At 68.0% G+C, this 19,747-nt stretch carries 18 protein-coding genes; 11 read left to right on the top strand and 7 right to left on the bottom strand.

Features of this window, described 5'->3' with window-relative positions; all coding sequences use genetic code 11:
* Nucleotides 1-71: 71 nt before the first annotated feature.
* The gene (locus tag C8258_RS03910; protein ID WP_106953859.1) at nucleotides 72-2,066 is read left to right on the top strand and encodes an APC family permease; all 1,995 of its coding nucleotides are present in this window, start codon (nucleotides 72-74) and stop codon (nucleotides 2,064-2,066) included.
* Between the two features lie 19 nt (nucleotides 2,067-2,085).
* Here the strand turns inward: C8258_RS03910 and C8258_RS03905 are convergent, their stop codons facing one another.
* The 4 genes from C8258_RS03905 to C8258_RS03890 all read right to left on the bottom strand — a co-directional run bounded on the left by C8258_RS03905 (nucleotide 2,086) and on the right by C8258_RS03890 (nucleotide 5,560).
* Nucleotides 2,086-3,357, bottom strand: coding sequence for a cytochrome P450 (locus C8258_RS03905; RefSeq protein ID WP_106953858.1), 1,272 nt, complete (start codon nucleotides 3,355-3,357; stop codon nucleotides 2,086-2,088).
* A gap of 30 nt (nucleotides 3,358-3,387) precedes the next feature.
* A complete protein-coding gene (locus tag C8258_RS03900) occupies nucleotides 3,388-4,779 on the bottom strand; it encodes an NAD(P)/FAD-dependent oxidoreductase (protein WP_106953857.1) in 1,392 nt (463 codons plus the stop codon).
* Nucleotides 4,776-4,994: a ferredoxin gene (locus C8258_RS03895; protein ID WP_106953856.1), complete on the bottom strand. Its 219-nt coding sequence runs from the start codon at nucleotides 4,992-4,994 to the stop codon at nucleotides 4,776-4,778. The genes C8258_RS03900 and C8258_RS03895 overlap by 4 nt, the downstream gene beginning before the upstream one ends.
* A 68-nt stretch (nucleotides 4,995-5,062) precedes the next feature.
* On the bottom strand, nucleotides 5,063-5,560 hold the full coding sequence (locus C8258_RS03890; RefSeq protein WP_106953855.1) for a MarR family winged helix-turn-helix transcriptional regulator: 498 nt from the start codon (nucleotides 5,558-5,560) through the stop codon (nucleotides 5,063-5,065).
* 116 nt (nucleotides 5,561-5,676) lie between these two features.
* On the opposite strand from C8258_RS03890, the gene C8258_RS03885 reads away from it, so the two are divergent.
* Nucleotides 5,677-6,621 carry an NADP-dependent oxidoreductase gene (locus C8258_RS03885; protein ID WP_106953854.1) on the top strand — a complete coding sequence of 315 codons (945 nt, stop codon included), beginning with the start codon at nucleotides 5,677-5,679 and terminating at the stop codon, nucleotides 6,619-6,621.
* A gap of 45 nt (nucleotides 6,622-6,666) precedes the next feature.
* Here the strand turns inward: C8258_RS03885 and C8258_RS03880 are convergent, their stop codons facing one another.
* Entirely contained in the window at nucleotides 6,667-7,470 is an 804-nt protein-coding gene (locus C8258_RS03880; RefSeq protein ID WP_233224848.1) for an SAM-dependent methyltransferase, read from the bottom strand.
* Between the two features lie 344 nt (nucleotides 7,471-7,814).
* Here C8258_RS03880 and C8258_RS03875 point away from each other — a divergent pair, with 344 nt between their 5' ends.
* From C8258_RS03875 to C8258_RS03840, 8 genes are all read left to right on the top strand, one after another.
* A complete protein-coding gene (locus tag C8258_RS03875; protein WP_106953853.1) occupies nucleotides 7,815-8,945 on the top strand; it encodes a 4Fe-4S dicluster domain-containing protein in 1,131 nt (376 codons plus the stop codon).
* Nucleotides 8,932-9,441 (top strand): cyclic nucleotide-binding domain-containing protein, encoded by a 510-nt coding sequence (locus C8258_RS03870; RefSeq protein ID WP_106953852.1) that lies wholly within the window; start codon nucleotides 8,932-8,934, stop codon nucleotides 9,439-9,441. The genes C8258_RS03875 and C8258_RS03870 overlap by 14 nt, the downstream gene beginning before the upstream one ends.
* A gap of 41 nt (nucleotides 9,442-9,482) precedes the next feature.
* Nucleotides 9,483-10,292 carry an FAD/NAD(P)-binding protein gene (locus C8258_RS03865; protein ID WP_106954056.1) on the top strand — a complete coding sequence of 270 codons (810 nt, stop codon included), beginning with the start codon at nucleotides 9,483-9,485 and terminating at the stop codon, nucleotides 10,290-10,292.
* On the top strand, nucleotides 10,292-11,065 hold the full coding sequence (locus tag C8258_RS03860) for an oxidoreductase (protein WP_106953851.1): 774 nt from the start codon (nucleotides 10,292-10,294) through the stop codon (nucleotides 11,063-11,065). Before C8258_RS03865 ends, C8258_RS03860 begins: the two co-directional genes overlap by 1 nt.
* A complete protein-coding gene (locus C8258_RS03855; protein WP_106953850.1) occupies nucleotides 11,049-12,341 on the top strand; it encodes a Ni/Fe hydrogenase subunit alpha in 1,293 nt (430 codons plus the stop codon). The genes C8258_RS03860 and C8258_RS03855 overlap by 17 nt, the downstream gene beginning before the upstream one ends.
* The gene (locus C8258_RS03850) at nucleotides 12,338-12,829 is read left to right on the top strand and encodes a hydrogenase maturation protease (RefSeq protein ID WP_106953849.1); all 492 of its coding nucleotides are present in this window, start codon (nucleotides 12,338-12,340) and stop codon (nucleotides 12,827-12,829) included. Before C8258_RS03855 ends, C8258_RS03850 begins: the two co-directional genes overlap by 4 nt.
* Nucleotides 12,830-12,936: 107 nt before the next feature.
* Nucleotides 12,937-13,749, top strand: a complete 813-nt coding sequence (locus C8258_RS03845) for an alpha/beta fold hydrolase (RefSeq protein WP_106953848.1) — start codon at nucleotides 12,937-12,939, stop codon at nucleotides 13,747-13,749.
* 2 nt (nucleotides 13,750-13,751) lie between these two features.
* A complete protein-coding gene (locus C8258_RS03840) occupies nucleotides 13,752-14,990 on the top strand; it encodes a SpoIIE family protein phosphatase (protein ID WP_199195580.1) in 1,239 nt (412 codons plus the stop codon).
* 45 nt (nucleotides 14,991-15,035) lie between these two features.
* On the opposite strand, the gene C8258_RS03835 is transcribed toward C8258_RS03840, so the two are convergent.
* Nucleotides 15,036-15,893 carry an aldo/keto reductase gene (locus C8258_RS03835; RefSeq protein ID WP_106953847.1) on the bottom strand — a complete coding sequence of 286 codons (858 nt, stop codon included), beginning with the start codon at nucleotides 15,891-15,893 and terminating at the stop codon, nucleotides 15,036-15,038.
* A 203-nt stretch (nucleotides 15,894-16,096) separates the two neighbouring features.
* Between C8258_RS03835 and C8258_RS03830 the strand changes: the two genes are divergently transcribed.
* On the top strand, nucleotides 16,097-18,298 hold the full coding sequence (locus C8258_RS03830; protein WP_106953846.1) for an acyl-CoA dehydrogenase: 2,202 nt from the start codon (nucleotides 16,097-16,099) through the stop codon (nucleotides 18,296-18,298).
* An 11-nt stretch (nucleotides 18,299-18,309) separates the two neighbouring features.
* On the opposite strand, the gene C8258_RS03825 is transcribed toward C8258_RS03830, so the two are convergent.
* Nucleotides 18,310-19,653, bottom strand: coding sequence for a cytochrome P450 (locus C8258_RS03825; protein WP_106953845.1), 1,344 nt, complete (start codon nucleotides 19,651-19,653; stop codon nucleotides 18,310-18,312).
* Nucleotides 19,654-19,747 lie beyond the last annotated feature (94 nt).

Here is a 19,747-nt window from a genome sequence, read left to right as displayed (position 1 = left end):
CGGATTCTTAACGTTTTCCCTACGCCTCGCGGCAGCCGGGTTCGGGTTTGCCGGATTTAGGCTGATTAATCGTGGTTTCACCGATCGACGTCGCCAAACGAGTTGTGCTGGGACGACCGTTTCGCAGCGATCGGCTCGGTGAGACGCTGTTGCCGAAGCGGCTGGCGTTGCCGATCTTCGCCAGCGATCCGCTGTCCTCGGTGGCGTATGCGACCCAGGAAATTCTGCTCATCCTGACGTTGGGCGGCCTCAGCTACCTGTATCTGACCCCGTGGGTGGCCGGCGGTGTCGTGGTGCTGCTGGCGGTGGTCGCGTTGTCGTATCGCCAAGTCGTGCGCGCCTACCCCTCGGGTGGCGGATCCTATGAGGTCGTCGCCGAAAACCTCGGTGCGATACCGGGTTTGGTGGTGGCGGCGGCGCTGCTGGTCGACTACGTCATGACCGTGGCCGTGTCGGTCGCGGCGGGGGTGGACAACATCATCTCCGCCGCACCGGCGTTGAACCCGCACCGGGTGCTGATCGATATCGGGTTCATCGTGGCGCTGACCGCGATGAACCTGCGCGGGGTGCGAGAATCCGGCCGCGCGTTCGCCGTGCCGACCTACGGATTCGTCGCCGGCGTCATGGTGATGATCTCCATCGGCCTGATCGAGACACTGATCGGGCACGCACCGGTCGCCGAGAGCGCGCACTACCAGATCAACGCCGCGCACGCCGGCCTCGGGACGGCCGCGGTGGCGTTTCTCGCGCTGCGGGCGTTTTCCTCGGGATGCACGGCGCTGACGGGCGCCGAAGCGATCTCCAACGGGGTACCGGCGTTCCGGAAACCGAAGTCGCTCAACGCGGCCCGGACGATGACCGCGATGGGTGTGCTGGCGATCGCCATGTTCGCCGGTGTAACCGCGCTGGCCATGATCACCCACACGCGCGTCGCCGAGAACACCTGCGACCTGATCGGATTTCCCGGGGATTGCCGCACCGCCGCCCAGAAAACCGTGATCGCGCAGATCGCGGGGGCGGTGTTCGGCGACACCAGCCCGGGTTTCTACTACCTGATGGTCACCACCGCGCTGATCCTGATCCTCGCCGCGAACACCGCCTACAACGGGTTCCCGCTGCTGACCTCGATTCTGGCTCAGCACCGCTACTTGCCGCGCCAATTGCACACGCGCGGGGACCGGCTCGCCTACTCCAACGGCATCATCCTGCTCGCTGCGGTCGCCGCCGGGTTGATCTACGCCTTCGACGGGCAGACCACCAGGCTGATTCAGCTGTATATCGTCGGCGTGTTCACCTCGTTTACGCTGTGCCAAACCGGCATGGTCCGGCACTGGAATCGCGAGCTACTCGACGTGACGGCCCCGGCGCAACGACAACGCATCCACCGAGCCCGGGCGATCAACGCGTTCGGCGCCTGCTTCACCGGTGTCGTGCTGGTCGTGGTCATGATCACCAAATTCGGCCACGGCGCCTATCTCGTGGTCATCGCGATGCCGTTGCTGGTGCTGATGATGTATTCCATCCACACCCACTACACGAGCGTGCGCGCCGAACTCGATATCGATCCGGACGAGGAAACAACTCTGCCCGGCCGGGTGCATGCGATCGTGCTGGTTTCGGACTGGCACAAGGCAACTCGGCGAGCGGTTCAATTCGCGCGCGCGACCCGTCCCGACACCCTCACCGCGATCACGGTCAACGTCGACGACAGTGATACGAGGGCACTGACCCAGTCCTGGGAGAGCCACGATGTCACCATCCCGCTGAAGGTCGTGGAGTCGCCCTACCGCGAAATCACCCGCCCCGTCATCGAATACATCAAGCGGGTCCGCCGCTCACGGCCCCGGGACGTCGTCAGCGTCTACATTCCGGAGTACGTCGTCGGGCACTGGTGGGAAAACCTGCTCCACAATCAGAGTTCGCTGCGACTCAAGGCGCGCCTGCTGTTCGAACCGGGTGTGATGGTCACCAGCGTGCCCTATCAGTTGCGCTCTTCGCGGAACCGCAAGCCGCCCACCGTCACACCGAGCCCCGGGCAGGTCCGCCGCGGAATCGTCGCTCCCTGATCCGTGGTCTCCGCCGCGATCAGCGATCGTCTCCGCCGGTGACGGAGTCGACGTCGACGAGCAGATGCCGTGGCCCCCGGAAGATCTGGCTGCGCCGATACGGTGGCGGATCGACGACCAGCCGTGGGGTCGCCACGCGGCGCAGGAAAATCTCCAGCGCGAGATTGACTTCCAGTCGGGCCAGTGGGCCGCCCGGACAGGTGTGAATGCCACTGCCCCAACCGAAATGCTCGTTGTCGGGGCGCTGGAGGTCGAATCGGTTCGGGTCGGCGAATCGGTTCGGGTCGCGGTTGGCGGCGGCGTAGACCAGATGCACCGCGGCCCCTTCCGGTATGACGGTGCCGGCGATCTCGATATCGGCGGTGACGCTGCGGCTGGGGAAGAACTGCACCGCCGCCTGCAACCGCTGGACCTCTTCGATCGCGCGGGGGATCAGCTGCGGTCGATCGCGTACCTGGTCATAGGAGCCGGGGTTGCGCAGGAGCGTCATCACACAGTTGGCGATGGTGTTGACCGTCGAGTCGTGACCGGCGATCAACAGCAGCACCGCATTGGCCAATACCTGCTCGGCCGGCATCGGGCCGTCGGGGCCGTCGTCGTGTAGTAGTCGTGACAGCAGCCCCGGGCCGGGCTCGTGCTGGAGCTGTTCGATCAGGTCCGCCAGATATCGCGTGAGGGCGTCACGGCCGGCGTGGGCCTTGCCGGCGCGACTTCTGCCGTCTTCGGTATCCGCATCCGGACCCAGATCGGTGCCGGTGAGCATGTCGTAGATCCAGGCGTGGAACCGCGGCTCGTCCGCGAGCGGGATGCCGAGGATCGTGCTGATCACCGTCACCGGTACCGGATAGGCGTACTCGTCGACCACGTCCAGCCGCGCCTTGCCGCTTGCCTCGAAGTCGTCGAGCAGCTTGTCGCACAACCGGACGATGACGGGTTCCATGCCGGGGATGACGTGCGGGGAGTGCGGTGGGCCGAAGTGGCGCATCACCTGGCGGCGTGCCCGATCGTGTGCGGGAGGATCCGAGGCGATGATGCTCTGCGGGCGAGTGTGCGGCGGCGGTGTGCTCGTCGCGTCGGTGCCCGCCAGGGGATTGCCCAGTGGGCTGCGGCTGATATCGGAGCTGACCCGGGGGTCGTGCGCCAGGCTCAGCAGTTCCTGATATCCCGTCACCACGTACAGATTGTCGGCCACACGCGCGACCGGGGTCCGGCGCAGCTGGTCGAAGTACGGGTACGGGTCGGCGCGGTGTTCGTATTTCATCGCCTCGGCCCAGGCGGTCGCCGCGGTCATGCGTCCTCCTCGCTCGGTGGAACTCGGCGCTCAATGGAATTCGGCGCCTCGTGAGGTGGGGTCGTGGCCGGTCAGCACCACGTCGGGAATGCCGGTCGGCACGCGCGGGTCGGGGAAGCGGGCCGGTATGGGCGCCGGATCGGGGGCTCGGTCGTAGCCCGGCGGTGGCGGCGGAAACGGCGCCGACCGTTCGATCATCGCCGCGTAGTAGGGCAGCCATTTGCCGTGATCGAACGTCACCGCACCGACGATGCGGCCCCGCCTTCCGTAGACGGCGGCGAACCGATAGTTCTCGGGACGGCCCTGGGTGAAGGCGATCTCGTCACCGAACGAGCAGACCCCCACACCTTTGATGTTCACCCCGAATTGCGCCGACCAGAACGACGGCAGCGGTAGGTGCGGTCGCCGTTCGGTCTCGAGGCTGATCATGTTGTTCGCGGCGACCTGCGCACCGCACACCGCGTTGTCCCAATGCTCCATCGAGATGAACTGGTACTCGTACAGCACGTGCGGCTGCCGGGCGACATCCCCGGCCACGAAGATGTTGTCGGTCACCACCCCGTTGATGTCGAAGGCACGACAGCCCGCATCACATCCGACGCCCCAGAAACCGGCGGCCAGCCCGGCACCCTGCAACCATTCGACATTGCGGATCGACCCCAGCGACGCGACCACCACATCGACGTCCAATGTGGTTCCGTCCGAGAGGCAGGCCCGGCGCACCCGGCCCTCGGAGTCACCGTCGAGGGACCGGACAGACACACCGGTGCGCAGGTCGACCCCCGCGCCGCGCTGCATCCGCGCGGCGATATCGCCGATCACCCCGCCGAGCGGGCCGATCAGTGGTCCGCCGCCGCGTTCGGCGACGGTCACCGGCACGCCGCGCTCGCGGCACACCGAGGCCAGTTCGGAGCCGATGAATCCCGAGCCGACGACCAGGACGCGCTTCGGATTCGCATTCAGCGCGGCTTGGAGCCCCGCCGCATCTTCACGGGTGCGCACCGTGAACACTCCCCGCAGCGCGCCCTCGGCGGGGTTGGGCCACGGCCGGGCTCGAACGCCGGTGGCGATGAGCAACCGGTCGTAGGGCACCGTGTCGCCGGTGGCCAGCAGGACCCGCCGGTTCACTCGGTCCAGACCGGTCGCGGCCACTCCCAGCCGCCATTCCGCGTCGACGGCCCGCATCCGCGGAAGTGCGGTGTGATCGGCGCCGACCCACCCCTGCATGACCTGTTTCGACAACGGCGGACGGTCGTACGGTTCGTGCGGCTCGTCGCCGATAAGGGTCAGACTGCCGTGAAAGCCTCTCTCCCGCAACGCTTCCGCCGCGCGCAGTCCGGCCAGTGAGGCGCCCACGATGACGATGCGGCCTTCCGCCCGGAATGTCTCGACCAGGTCCTCGAGCAGCGAGGCGGTCCTCATGGCGCGGGCTCGGCGTCGTCGGGAGTGCAGGTTTCCACCAGGATGGCCTGGACCGGGCACGACGCCGCCGCCCGCAGGACCCGGCGGCGCTGCTCGTCGTCCGGGTTGGGGTCGTAGGTCAGCGCCTCCTCGCCCAGTAATCGCAGCACTTGCGGTGCCAGCGGAACGCACTGCGCGTATCCCTGACACTTGTTCAGATCGACCACGATGCGCATGCCCTCAGCTCCTCGTCCGAACCCGTGCGGGCACCTCACCAAGGATTCGTAGCGGCCGGGCCGACGGGTTATCGCCGCCGGCGGGGTGCTGCCGAGCGGGGTGGCGCCGCACGCATGTGGTCGCGCACCGGAGACAGCAGATCGGCCAGCGTCGTGGTGTCCTCGCGTGACAACGGCTCGAACAGTTGCTGGTTGACGACCTCGGTGTGGCCGGGCAGCACCTCGGCGAGCAACGCCCGGCCGGCGTCGGTGATCGTGACCGTGATGCCGCGCTCGTCGTCCGCGGAGGGTGCACGCGTGACCAGGCCCGCCTTTTCGAGCAGACCTGCCTGATAGGTCAATCCGCTACGGCTGTAGACGACGCCGTCGGCCAGGTCGGTCATGCGCTCACTGCCGGTGGGGGAGTCGAGGCCGAGTCGCGCCAGAAGCTGGAACTGCACGTAGCTCAGATCGCCGGCGTCTCGCAGCTGTTGCTCGACCGCATGCCGCAGCAGGCCGGCCACCTCCATGAGGGCGAAGTACGCGCCCAGTTGGGCGGCGTCCAGGGGCCGCGGGGTGTCGGACATGGCACGACTGTACCACTTGCTTCGATTTCGAACCTCTTGCTTCGAATTCAAAGCACTGCTACGGTTGCGTAGTGCTTCGAGTTCGAAGCACATCACATCGAGAGTGAGGCCCCCCGATGAAGGCGATCCGATTTCACGAGTACGGCGATCCCGACGTTCTTCGCTACGAGGACGTCGACCTGCCCGTTCCCGGTCCCGGGCAGGTGCGGGTGCGCGTCGCGGCGACCTCGTTCAACGCCGTCGACGGCAATATTCGCGCGGGGTTCATGCAGGGCCCCATGCCGCTGACCCTGCCGCACATTCCCGGCGTGGACGTCGCGGGAACGGTCGACGCACTCGGCGAGGGCGTCGCCGAGTGGGCGGTCGGTGAGCGGGTCGTCGGCTTCCTGCCGTTCACCGACGACGGGGCCGCCGCGGAGTACGTCCTCGCGCCCGCGGAGATTCTGGCGGCGGCGCCGGCAAGTATCCCGCTCACCGATGCGGCCGCGCTGCCGGTGGTCGGTCTCACGGCGTGGCAGGCGTTGTTCGACCACGCCGAACTGAAGCCCGGCCAGCGGATTCTGATCAGCGGCGCCGGCGGCGCCGTGGGTGGTTATGCAGTACAGCTGGCCAAGGCGGCCGGTGCCTACGTGATCGCCACGGGCAGTCCGCGCAGCCGCGAGCGCGTCGCGGCGCGGGGTGCCGACGAGGTCGTCGACCACACCACCACCGAGGTGACCGCCGCGGTGACCGAGCCGGTCGACGTCCTGCTCAACCTCGCGCCGATCGGCCCGGCCGAGTACGCGGCGCTGGCCGGCCTGGTCCGCGACGGTGGCGTCGTGGTCGGAACCACCGTGTGGATGCCCGCCCCGGCGGACGAGGCACGCGGGGTGCGTGCGGTCGATGTCTACGTCCGCAGCGATGCGCGGCAATTGGCGGAACTCGTTGCGCGCGTGGATCTTCGCGAGCTGATCGTGGACGTCGACGAGCGTACGCCACTGGCCGAGCTGGCTTCGGTGCACACCCGGGCGGCCGTGGGGACGCTGCCGGGCAAGGTCGTCGTCGTTGCCGCCACGGACTGATCGTCGTCGGCGGGCTGCCCGGACGCCCCGCTCGCGGAGACCGGACTACTTGCGGGCGACGCCCGCGTAGGCCGACACCTGCGCGTCCATCTTCTTCGGCGGGGCCACGCCGTCGGGGCGCCAGCGGTGGGGCACCTCGATACCCGGCTCGACCAGGTCCATACCGTCGAAGAAGCGCGCGAACTCGTCGCGGCTGCGGACCTGGCACGGCAGGCCGCTGCGGCGGTAGATCTCGACCACGGTGCCGATCGCCGCCGGATCGAAGTCCGGGGTGACATGGGTCATCACCAGGTACGAGCCGGGTACGAACCGCTTCATCAGCGTCTCGATGATTCCGTAGGCGTCCTGCTCGTCGGGGACGAAATGCATCAGCGCGTTGAGGCTGACCGCGACCGGCCGGGTCAAGTCCAGTGTCTCGTGCAATCCGGGTGCGTCGAGAATCGCTTCGGGGGTGGTGACGTCGGCGGAGATGTAGTTGGTGCGTCCCTCCGGGGAGCTGATCATCAACGCCCGGGCGTGGACGAGCACGATCGGATCGTTGTCGACGTAGACGACCCGTGCGTCGGGGGCGACCTGCTGGGCCACCTGATGCAGATTCGGCTCGGTGGGGATACCCGTTCCGATATCGAGGAATTGACGAATCCCCGCGTTCGCCAGGAACCGGGTGACGCGGTGGATGAAGGCCCGGTTCTGCTGCGCGGCCACCCGCACTCCGGGCCAGGTCGCCACGACCTTCTCGGCCGCTTCCGCATCCGCGCTGTAGTGGTCCTGGCCGCCGAGGTAGTAGTCGTACATGCGGGCGGTGTGGGGCTGGTTCTGTCGCAGGTCGACAGGGGAGCCGGATTCCACGTCGCAGTCCTTTCCGAGACGAAGTGGCAACGGCGACCTTCGGAGTGCCGTGTCGAACGTGTTGCGGGCGACGGGAATCGGCGACTCGGCCGCTTCCCGCACGCGGCGAAAGTGTACCTGTCACCGTCGGTACGAATCCGGTTCTCCGGCGATCCCGTTGCCGGCCAAGTCGATGCCCGGAGAGGTGAACCGGCGGGGATGCCGGCGTGGCCGTGTATCGATCCGATTCGGGCCTTCCGGCCCTACGGCCGGGACCTTCGGCGCTCCCGATTGGGCAGCCCCGCGACGAGGCTGGAACGTGAACCGGCGACGAATGCCGACTGTGCGGCGAACAGAGGCTCCCCATGACCATCGGCGACACCGTGACGATCGACCGGGCGGGCCTGGATCGGCTCGTCACCGTCCTCGTCGAGCACGGCTACCGGGTCATCGGCCCGCAAGTGCGCGATGGGGCGATAGTCCTCGACGAGCTCGATTCGGGCGACCGGCTGCCCGGAGGGTGGGGGGTGCACACCGAGCCGGGGCGATATCGGCTGTTCCGGCGCGACGACGAAGCCGTCTTCTCGCATTCGGCCGGCCCGGGGTCGTGGAAACAATTCCTCCACCCGCCTCATCGCCGGATCGCCCGGCTCGACGCGGATCTGAATGCCGAACCGGCGCAGGAGATTCCGACGCCCACCGCCTTCCTCGGCGTGCGTGGCTGCGATATGGCCGCGATCGGCGTGCTCGGGCAGGTGCTCGGCGGCGGCGCGCATCCCGACTCGGCGTTCGCGGCGCGGCGCCGGGAGCTGTTCATCATCGGGGTGAACTGCACCGAGCCCGGCGGAGTGTGCTTCTGCGCATCGATGCACACCGGCCCGGACGTGTCCTCCGGCTACGACCTCGCCCTCACCGAACGCGTCGACGACGCCGGGCACCGCTTCCTCGTCGACGTCGGCACCGAGGCGGGTGCGCGCATCGCCGCCGAACTGGTCACCGAACCGAGTTCGGAGGCGGAGATATCGGCGGCACGCGCCGAGGTCGCGGCGGCGGCCGGCCGGATGGGACGCAGCATGCCGGATGTCGATGTGCGCGATGTGCTCCGCCGCTCCCACGAGTCACCCCACTGGGAGGACGTCGCGAGCCGCTGCCTCACCTGCGCCAACTGCACGATGGTGTGCCCCACCTGTTTCTGCACCACGACCGAGGACGTTACCGATCTCACCGGCACCCATGCCGAGCGCTGGGAGCGCTGGGCCTCCTGCTTCGAACTCGACTTCTCCCATCTGCACGGCGGCAGTGTCCGGCAGTCGGGCGAGAGCCGGTACCGGCAGTGGCTGACCCACAAATTGAGTACCTGGTACGACCAATTCGGCAGTTCCGGCTGCGTCGGGTGCGGGCGCTGCATCGCGTGGTGCCCGGCGGGTATCGACTTGACCGTCGAGGTCGCCCGCCTGGCCGAAACGGTCGAGGGAGGCGAGGATGACCACCGCTGAGGAGCTGTCGGCCTTCGCGCCGCTCGCCTCGCTGGACCGCGGCAAACTCGACACGCTCGCGCGAGCCGGGCGAAGCGTCCGCTATTCCGCTGGGCAGCGGTTGATCACCGAGGGCCGCCGCGCCGACCGGTGCTGGCTCCTCCGATCCGGATGTGTGGCCGTGGACGCGGCGCTTCCCGGCCGCGATCCCGTCGTGGTACAGACCCTCGGACCCGGCGATCTGCTCGGATGGTCGTGGCTGGTGCCGCCGTACCGCTGGCACTTCGGCGCGGTCACCACCGAGCCCGTGGAGGCGATCGAATTCGACGCGGCCCGCCTGGCCGACATCGCCGACGCCGACCCGAAATTCGGCTACACCCTCACCCTGCTGCTCTTCGAGGCACTCGTGGAGCGGCTGCAAGCCACCCGGGCGAGGTTGCTGAACCTCTACCGCAACCCCGGCGAGGCGGCCACCACCGCCGCGCCGGGCCGGAGGGAGAGCGGAGGTGGGTGGTGAGCAGCGCGCCGGCCGCGGCCGCGGTGACCGATCCGGACACCATGCTTCGTTATCGGGTGGTCGACCGGATCGCGCAGACCGCCGATACCGCGACCTTGATCCTCACTCCGATAGATGGTGCGGCACAACGGTTCCGGGCCGGGCAGTTCATGATGCTCTACCGATTCGGGGTGGGCGAGATCGCCATTTCGATCAGCGGTAATCCGTGTGCCCCCGGTGATTTCCTCGAGCACACGATTCGCTCGGTCGGCGCGGTGAGCGCCGCGCTGTACGACGCCCCGCCCGGTGTGGTGATCGGGGTGCGCGGGCCGTTCGGTACCGGGTGGGATCTCGATTCGGCCGCCGGCCGTGATCTGGTCGTCGTCGGCGGCGGAGTCGGAGTGGCGCCGCTGCGTCCGATCGTGCTGGAGGCGCTGGCGCGGCGATCGGAATACGGCCGGATCGTGGTCATCACCGGCGCCCGGACCCCCGGCGAGATCCTCTTCCGGCACGATCAGCGCGCATGGCGGGCCGACGGCCGGCTCGAGCTGTATCAGACCGTCGATCACCCGGCTCCCGGCTGGACCGGAAGGGTCGGCTTCGTCACCGAACCCCTCCGCACGCTCGTCGTGGACCCCGCACGCACCACCGCGTTCCTGTGCGGGCCGGAACCGATGATGCGGTTCTGCGCGCAGACCCTGATTCGTCACGGCATCGCACGCGGCGACATCCGGCTGTCGATGGAGCGCAATATGCAGTGCGGAGTGGGCCGATGCGGCCACTGCCAGCTCGGTCCGCTACTGATCTGCCGCGACGGTCCCGTCGTCGACTACGCGGTGGCCGGGCCGCTGATGACGGTGCGGGAGTTGTGATGGCCGTCCCGACACTCGCGGTATGGAAGTTCACCTCCTGCGACGGCTGCCAGCTCACCCTGCTGGACTGCGAGGACGAGCTGCTGACGCTCGCGGGCCGGATCCGGATCGCGCATTTCACCGAGGCGTCCAGTGCGGTCGAACCCGGGCCCTACGACGTGTCGCTGGTCGAGGGGTCGGTCTCCACCCCCGAAGAGGTGGATCGGATCGCCGAAATCCGTGCGCAGTCACGCATTCTCGTCACCATCGGCGCCTGCGCGAGCCACGGCGGCATTCAGGCACTGCGCAACTTCGCCGATATGGGCGAGTTCACCTCGATCGTGTACGCGAGCCCGGAGTACATCTCGACGCTGGACACCGTGACCCCGATCGCCGCGCATGTGCGAGTGGACTACGAACTGCGCGGCTGCCCGATCGACCGCCGCCAGCTCCTCGACACCCTCTGCGCCCTGCTGGCCGGTCGGGCGCCCGATCTGCCGAACACCAGCGTGTGCACCGAATGCAAGCGCCGCGGCAATACCTGCGTCATGGTCGCCGACGGCATACCGTGCCTGGGCCCGGTCACCCAGGCCGGCTGCGGCGCCCTGTGCCCGTCGTACCATCGCGGCTGTTTCGGATGCTTCGGGCCGATGGCGCGACCCAATATCGGTGCGCTGCTTCCGATTCTGCGCGTCAACGGTATGTCCTACGAGGATGTCGATCGAGTGTTCCACACAGTTGCCGCGGCCGCACCGCCGTTCGCGGAGAGGGGGCGAGATGACCCGCCGCAGTAGGCGATTGACGGTGAACTCGCTGGCTCGGGTGGAAGGGGAAGGGGCGCTGCGGGTGGTCGTCGAAGACGGCACGGTCACCCGTGCGGAATTGAACATCTATGAGCCGCCACGGTTCTTCGAGGCGTTCCTGCGGGGCAGAGCGTACACCGAGCCGCCCGATATCACCGCCCGCATCTGCGGGATCTGCCCGGTGGCGTACCAGACCAGCGCGTGCAACGCCCTCGAACAGCTCTGCGGTATCCGCCTCGACGCGCCGCTGGCGGCGCTGCGGCGGCTGCTGTACTGCGGTGAGTGGATCGCCAGCCACGCGCTGCACATCTATCTGCTGCACCTGCCCGATTTCCTCGGCTATCCCGATGCCGTCGCGCTGGCCGCCGACCACCGGGACCTGGTGGAACACGGTCTGGCGGTGAAGAAGGCGGGCAACAGCCTGCTCGAACTGCTCGGGGGCCGCTCGATCCATCCGATCAATGTCCGGGTCGGCGGCTTCTACGCGGTGCCTGATCGGGCCCGGTTCGAGCCGGTCGCCGAACAGCTGCGTCGCGCGCGGGACTACGCCGTCGAGACCGCCGAATTCGCCGCGAGATTCGAATTTCCCGACCTCGAACTCGATCACGACCTGCTCGCCGTCACCGCGCCGGACGGGTATGCCATCGAAGACGGCGACCTGCGCAGCGACATCGGAACATCGTTCACCGCAGCCGATTTCGGTGCCCACGTCGTCGAACGGCAGGTGCCGCATTCCACCGCGTTGCACGCCCGGTTGGACGGCCGGCGATATCTGGCCGGTCCGCTCGCCCGCTACAGCCTCAACTCCGCGCAGTTGTCACCGCTGGCCCGCGAGGTCGCCGCGGCCGCCGGCCTGCGGGAGCAGTGCCGAAACCCGTTCCGCAGCATCCTCGTTCGCGCCGTCGAACTGGTCTACGCGCTCGACGAAGCGCTGCGGCTGATCGGGGACTACGAGCGGCCCGCGCGACCGGCGATCACGGCCCGCCCCCGTGCCGGCGTCGGCCACGGCGTCAGCGAAGCGCCACGCGGTGTGCTCTACCACCGGTACGAAACCGACGACGCCGGAGTGGTGAGCGCGGCCACCATCATCCCGCCGACCTCGCAGAACCAGGCCGCGATCGAGGACGACCTGCGCCGGGTGGTGGAGGCCAACCTCGAACTGGACGACGCGGCACTCACCCACCTGTGTGAACTCACGATTCGCAACTACGATCCGTGCATCTCCTGCTCGGCCCACTTCCTCGAACTCGACCTGGTGCGTCGATGATCGAGCCGCGGGCCGTGGTGATCGGTGTGGGGAACGACTACCGGCGCGACGACGGCATCGGCCCCGCCGTGGCCCGCCGCCTCGAATCGCTGCATATTCCCGCCGTAGCGGTGGCACGGTGGGACGGCGACCCCACCGGTCTTCTCGACCTGTGGGCAGATGTCGAGCTCGCGGTGGTCGTGGACGCGGTTCGCTGCGATCCGTCGGATCCCGGCCGGGTGTGGCGAACCACGGTCGATGCCCTGCGCGGGTGCGCTCGCGCCACCGGCTCGCACGCGCTGGGCATTCCCGACGTGCTGCCGCTCGGACGAGTCCTGGGCCGTGTTCCGGCCGAACTGGTCGTCGTCGCGGTCGAGGCACAGAGCCTCGACCTGGGTGTCGGCATGTCCGGTCCGGTAGCGGCTGCTGTCCCGGACGTCGTCGCGGTCGTGCTGAGCGAACTCGCGCGCCTCGGTCTGCGCCCGTCCGAGCCGGCGCTGCCGGAATGACGCCGCACCCGGCCGGTCCGACGGCTCACCGGTGCGGGCCCCGGCCGTTCGGCACACGAGGCACCGAGGAAAACGCCGGTCCGGTGCCGACGTGGTAAGCATGTCGAGTGGGTGTGCGTGAGAAGAACAACGTGGTAGTGGTCGGCTCGGCGCACGGGCCGACGGTGTTGCTCGCGCACGGATTCGGCTGTGATCAGAACATGTGGCGCCTCGTCACCCCGATTCTGGCGCGGCGTTTTCGGGTGGTGCTGTTCGATCATGTCGGCTCGGGCCGCTCGGACGTCTCGGCGTGGTCGAGCGATCGGTACGGCGACCTGCACGCGTATGCCGAGGACATCGTCGATATCTGTGCCGAGCTGAAGCTGCGGGACGTGGTGCTGGTCGGCCATTCGGTGGCGGCGACGATCGCGGTGCTGGCGGCGAATCGGGCGCCGGAGTGGTTCGCGAAGCTGGTGCTGGTGACACCGTCACCGCGGTATATCGACGAGGGTGACTACCGTGGCGGATTCAGTCACGCCGATATCGAGGAATTGCTCGACGCGCTCGAGGCCAACTATCTCGGCTGGTCGGCATCCATGGCCCCGGTGATCATGGGCAATCCGGACCGGCCCGAATTGGGCGCCGAGCTGACCGAGAGTTTCTGCCGCATGGATCCGGCGATCGCTCGGGTTTTCGCGCGCGCGACCTTTCTGTCCGACAATCGCGCCGACCTGCGGCAGGTGAGTGTGCCGACGCTGATCCTGGAAACCGCGCAGGATCCGATCGCCCCGCGCGAGGTCGGCCGATTCGTCCGCGACCAGATCGCGGGAAGTGAACTGGTCACCCTCGACGCCACCGGGCACTGCCCGCAGCTGAGCGCCCCCGAACTCACCGCCGCCGCCATCGAAGCATTCGCCGACCAGTCCACGATGAGCCGCTGATGATGTGCCCGCAGGGCGAGGCGGAACATCGCGACAGCGAGCGGTCGCCGAATGCCGATCACGCGTTCTCGGCGATGCTGGAAGACAGCGCCGAGGACCTCTACGACCACGCACCCTGCGGCTACCTGTCCACCCTGATGGACGGCACGATCGCGAAAATCAACAGCACCCTGGTGGGCTGGCTGGGCTACGAGCAGTCCGAGCTGATCGGACGCCGCACCTTCACCGATCTGCTCGCGGTGGGCGCGCGCATTTACTACGAGACCCATATGGCGCCGATGCTGGCCATGCACGGCCAAGTCAACGGCCTGGCGCTGGATCTGCGGTGCGCCGACGGAACGAGGCTGCCGGTGCTGGTGACATCCGTGGTGAAATGCGGTTCCGACGGCACCGCACAACTGATCCGCACCACGATCTTCGATGCCCGCGAACGCCGCGCCTACGAGCAGGAACTTCTGCGCGCTCGCCAGGCCGCCGAGCGTGAACGCGAACGGGCACTCACACTGGTCGCGACCTTGCAGCGCAGCCTGCTGCCGTCCGAACTGCCGGCGGTGCCGGGGATGCAGGTCGCCGCCTACTACCATCCGGCGTCCGTCGACGAGGTCGGCGGCGACTTCTACGACCTGTTTCCGCTCACGCCCGATTCCTGGGGATTCTTCCTCGGCGACGTCTGCGGTAAAGGCGCCGACGCTGCGGTGGTGACGTCCTCGGCGCGGTACACGATGCGTGCCGCGGCGGTCTACGACCCGGACCCGCCTGCTGTGCTGGCACATCTCAACACGGTGCTGTGCCGCGAATTCCACACGGGCACACCACGTTTCTGCACCGTGGTCTACGGGTCCATGCGGCCGACCCCCACCGGCGCCACGCTCATCCTGGCCGCCGGCGGACATCCACCTCCGGTGGTGATCCGCGCGAACGGCACCACCGAGGTGATCGAGATGACGGGCGGCATGCTGGTCGGGGCACTTCCCGACGCCGTATTCGCCGCCCGCACAGTGCAACTCGTTCCCGGCGACACGGTGCTGCTCTACAGCGACGGCCTCACCGAGGCCCGTGTCCGTGGCCGCGAACGCCTCGGTGAGGAACACCTCCGCGAGTTCATCGACACCCTCGGCCCGGTCACCGCGCCCGCGCTGGTCGCCGCGCTGACCGAGATGCTCGCCGGATTCGAGGGCGTCGACGACGACACCGCTCTGCTCGCGCTCGGCGTCCCGCCGACCGCGGCCCGGACGGCGTAGACGTGTTCCGTTGGGGCATAACGAGTTTCGGCGAAGCGGTCTCGGCTACTTGCCGCTGAAGACCGGGAACTTGCCGGCGTCGCCGTAATCCCGGAACTGTTCCATGTTTCGCAGCGTGTGCATGTCGTCGTCGGAGATCACGAAGTCGACCTGAGCGTTGCTTCGCATATGTTCCGGATTCGCCGTTTTCGGTAGCGGGAGAGTGCCGAGCTGCAGGGTGTAGCGGATGCACAGCTGGGGCACGGTTACCCCGTAGCGGTCCGCCATCGCGGCCACGTCCTGGTTGTCGAGTATTTCCCCGTGTGCGATGGGCGAGTAGGCCTGCACGAGGATGTCCTTGCTCTCGCAGTAGGCGATGAGGTCGGCGGGGGTGTTTCCGACGTGGACGAGCAGTTGATTCACCTGTGGTGCGACGGTGCAGGCCGCGAGGATGTTGTCGAGATCGTGCTGTTCGAAGTTGGAGACGCCGATGGAGCGGAGCTTGCCCGCCCGATACGCGTCTTCGAGCGCGCGCCACGCCTCCCGATTGCCGTCCGCGTAGTCCCCGCCCCGGAAATCGGCCCAGGGCTGCGGACTGTGGATCAGCATGAGGTCGATGTGGTCGAGCCCCATCGTGGCGAGGGAGCCGTCGATGGCGGCGGCCGCGTCGGCGTAGTTCTTGATCTCCGCCGCCAGTTTGCTGGACACGAACAGCTCGTCCCGCGCGACGCCGCTGGTGCGAACCCCTTCGCCGACGCCTCGTTCGTTCCCGTACGCCTGCGCGGTGTCGATGTTGCGGTATCCGATGCCGACGGCATCGACCACCGCCCGGGCGGCCTTGTCGTCGTCGATGAACCAGGTGCCCAAGCCCAGCTTGGGCGTCCGCACCCCGTTGGACAGCGTGTACGTCTCGTTCAGAACCATCGATTTCCACTCCTTCGGTCGTCGAATCGTCTGCGGGATCGACTACCCATTGCAGCCCGGCTGTACCGGCACCGAGATCGACCACTCCCACTCAGGGGCGGCACGTCGTCGCGGGGAACGGCTCCGCAACTCGATGCAACCTGTTCTAATCGGGGTGTCCGGGCCGGAACCCGGACCGTATCGACGCCGAGCGGAGTGAGATCGTGCCCCTAGCTCTGACCGCGGATCAGGCGGCGCTGGCGCAGGCCGTCAGCGGATTCGCCGACCGCCACCACACGCGTGAGTACACCCGCAAGCACACCGATCGGCTCGCCGCCGGCGAACTGCCCACCTTCTGGGCGGATCTGGTCGCGCTGGGACTGCCCGGTGTGCATCTGCCGGAGGAGGTGGGTGGGCAGGGCGGAACGCTCGACGAGATGGCGGTGGTGCTCGCCGAAACCGGGCGGGCGCTGCTACCCGGTCCGCTCCTGCCCTCAGTGATCACTAGCGCCGTCGTCGCGTCAGCGGAATCCGTTGCGGCGGTGCGTGATACGTTGCGGCGTTTCGCCGAGGGCGGGACCGGCGCGACGGTGGACACGGTGCACGGGGTGCGGTTCGCCGAGGGCGGCTCGAGCGGTGAGACCGGCCCGGTGCTGGGCGCCGCCGCGGCCGATGTGCTGCTGGTGGCCGCGGCCGACGGCGACCGCATTCGCTGGTTCCTGGTGGAACGTGACGCCCAGGGTGTGCAGATCGAGGCGTGTGCCGGATCGGATCTGGGCCGCGACCTCGCCGTCGTCCGTTTGCGCGATGTCGCCGGAACCGAGCTCACCGGCATCGACACCGGCTATGCCGAGGCGGTCGCCACCGCGTTCATGGCCGCCGAAGCCGCCGGGGTGATCCGCTGGTGTTCGGACACGGCCACCGAATACATCAAGGCCCGCAAGCAGTTCGGCCGTCCCGTCGGTTCCTTTCAGGCCGTGCAGCACCGCGCCGCACAACTGCTGATCACCAGTGAGCTCGCCACCTCGGCGGCCTGGGACGCGGTGCGCGGTCTGGCCGACGAACCGGCGCAGCGCACGCACGCCGCGGCCGGTGCCGCGCTCACCACCCTCGGCAATGCCGTGCACGCGGCCGTGGAATGTCTGTGCCTGCACGGCGCGATCGGTTTCACCTGGGAGCACGATCTGCATCTGTACTGGCGGCGGGCCATGTCCCTGGCCGGGCTCGGCGGCTCCGCGGAGAGTTGGGAACGCCGGCTCGGCGAAGTGGCGCTCGGTGGCCCGCGCACGTTCGCGGTGCCGCTGCCGGAAACCGATTCCTCGTTCCGCACATGGGTGTCGGAGATTCTGGATCGTGCTGCCGCCCTGGACAACCCGACTCCCGGCAAGATCGGTGACCACGACGCCACCAATACCGGTCCTCGCCGCACGCTGCTCGCCGACTCCGGCCTGGTGTCGCCGCCGATGCCGAAACCGTGGGGGATCGAGGCAGGCCCGCTGGAACAGCTGATCCTGCAGGACGAATACGACCGGCACGGAATCGCGCAGCCCTCCATGGGAATCGGCCAATGGGTGGTGCCGATCGTGCTGCAGCGCGGCACCCCCGAACAGCTCGCCCGGCTGGCCGCGCCGGCACTGCGCGGCGAACAGATCTGGTGTCAGCTGATGAGCGAACCGGAAGCGGGTTCGGATGTGGCGTCGCTGAGCCTGCGCGCCACCAAGGACGGTGACGGCTGGCGGCTCAACGGCCAGAAGATCTGGACCACGCTGGCGCATCGCTGCGACTGGGGACTGCTGCTGGCGCGCACCGATCCCGAGGCCGAACGCCATCGCGGCCTGACCATGTTCCTGGTCGATATGCACGGTGCGGGTGTGACGGTCCGCCCGATCACCCAGTCCAGCGGTCAGGCCGAATTCAACGAGGTGTTCTTCGACGACGCCTTCGTTCCCGACGACATGGTGCTCGGCGAGGTCGGGCAGGGCTGGGCGCTGACGCTGGAAACCCTTGCCCAGGAACGGCTTTTCATCGGCGGCGTCCGCGATCCTGGGCACAACTCCCGCATCGTCGACATCATCGAACGTGGGGAGTACGCGGGCAGCCGGGAGAACGCCCTGCGCGTGCTGGGCCGGATCAGTGCGCGCGGAGCCGCCATCTCGGCGATGAATCTGCGCGAGACGATTCGGCGCCTCGGTGGTCACGGGATCGGCCCGGCCACCAGTATGTCCAAGGCCGCGGCCTCGATGCTGCACACCGACGCCGCGGCCGCCGCTCTGGAACTCATCGGTCCCGCCGCGGCGCTGAACGAGAAGGACTGCGAGGTCGTCCTGCACGAACTCGACATCCCGAGCTGGGTGATCGGCGGCGGGACACTGGAAATCCAGCTCAACACGATCGCCACCCTGGTCATGGGGTTGCCGCGGAAGTAGCGGGAGCGCACTCAGTTACGGACGAAGGTGATGGGCAGGCCGTCCTTGGGATAGGGCAGGGAGTGATAGTCCAGGGGCGGGACGTAGGCGGGGTCCACCCGCCAGTGGTAGTCACGCAGCAGGCGGTGCATGATCGACTTCACTTCCACTCCGCCGAAATGCATGCCGATACATTTGTGCGCGCCCCCTCCGAAGGGCTCCCACGCGAAGCGATGCGATTTGTCCTCGCGGCGTTCGGGGCCGAAGCGGTCGGGATCGAAGGTGTGCGGGTCGGTCCAGTACTGCGGCATCAGGTGGGTGAACTGGATTCCGATGACGACATCGGTGCCGGCCGGAATCCGAACCCCTTGGATCACAGTGTCTTTCACCGCGTAGCGGACCAGGACCGGGACCGGGGCGCGCAGTCGCAGCGCCTCGCGCATCACCAGATCGATGGACTCCAGCCGCTCGAGTTCGGCCATCGCCGGTGCGGGCCCCAGTGCTGCTGCCTCACTGCGGCACCGTTGCTGCCATTCCGGATGCTGTCCCAGATACTGCAGGATCGTGGAGGTGGTGATGGTGGAGGTGTCGTGGGCGGCCATCATCAGGAAGATCATGTGGTTGACCACATCGTCGTCGCTGAAGCGGGCGCCGTCCTCGTCTTCGATGTGGCACAGCACCGAGAAGATGTCGTCGGTCTGTTCGGCGCGTTTCGCGGGGAGGTAGTGGCGCAGAAAGTCTTCGAGGACTTTCCGGCCGCGGTAGGCCTTGCCCCAGCGGGTGAACGGCACATTGCCGCGCACGATTCCGGCCGCGGCCTGCACGCATGCGATGAACGCCTTGTTGATCCGGTCCATCTCGGCCGGTGTGGTGTCGGCGGCGCCGCCCATGAACAGGTCGGCGGCGATGTCGAGGGTGAGTTGCTTGAGTTTCCGATACGCGGGGAAGGATTCGCTCTCGTCCCAATGCGCGACACCCTGTTCGATCGCCGGATGCAGCCGCTCGGTGTAGGCCTGCAGGCGGGGACGGGTGAACGCCTGCTGCATGATCCGCCGATGCCGCTTGTGCTCGTCGAAGTCGATGAGCATGAGTCCGCCGTGGAAGAACGGGCCGACCAGCCGCGACCAGGCGGGCTCGTTGGCCAGTGCCCCATCCTTGTTCAGCAGCGCTTCCCCGCAGGCGTCGGGACCGAGCAGCAGGGCCGCGGTCCGGCCGAGGGAATACATCGGGGCGACGGGCCCGTAGTGATCCCATTCGCGTTGGAACAGTGCCAGCGGGTCCTGTGCGTATTGCAGCAGTTGCCCGAGCACCGGGTAGCCACGATCCTCGCGCCGCTGGGTCGGGAGAGGCCTGGTCTCCAGGGCGTCAGCCGTCATCGCACACCTCGTCTCTGTGATGCCGCTCACGTCACAGCCTGATTCAGGAAGGGCGTCCTGTCAACCTTGATCGCGAAGTCGCTGTGGCATGCTG

It is taken from the genome of Nocardia sp. MDA0666, assembly GCF_003023875.1.
In the GTDB taxonomy this organism is placed as follows: Bacteria; Actinomycetota; Actinomycetes; order Mycobacteriales; family Mycobacteriaceae; genus Nocardia; species Nocardia aobensis.
This window is presented reverse-complemented; position numbering and strand designations above follow the sequence as displayed.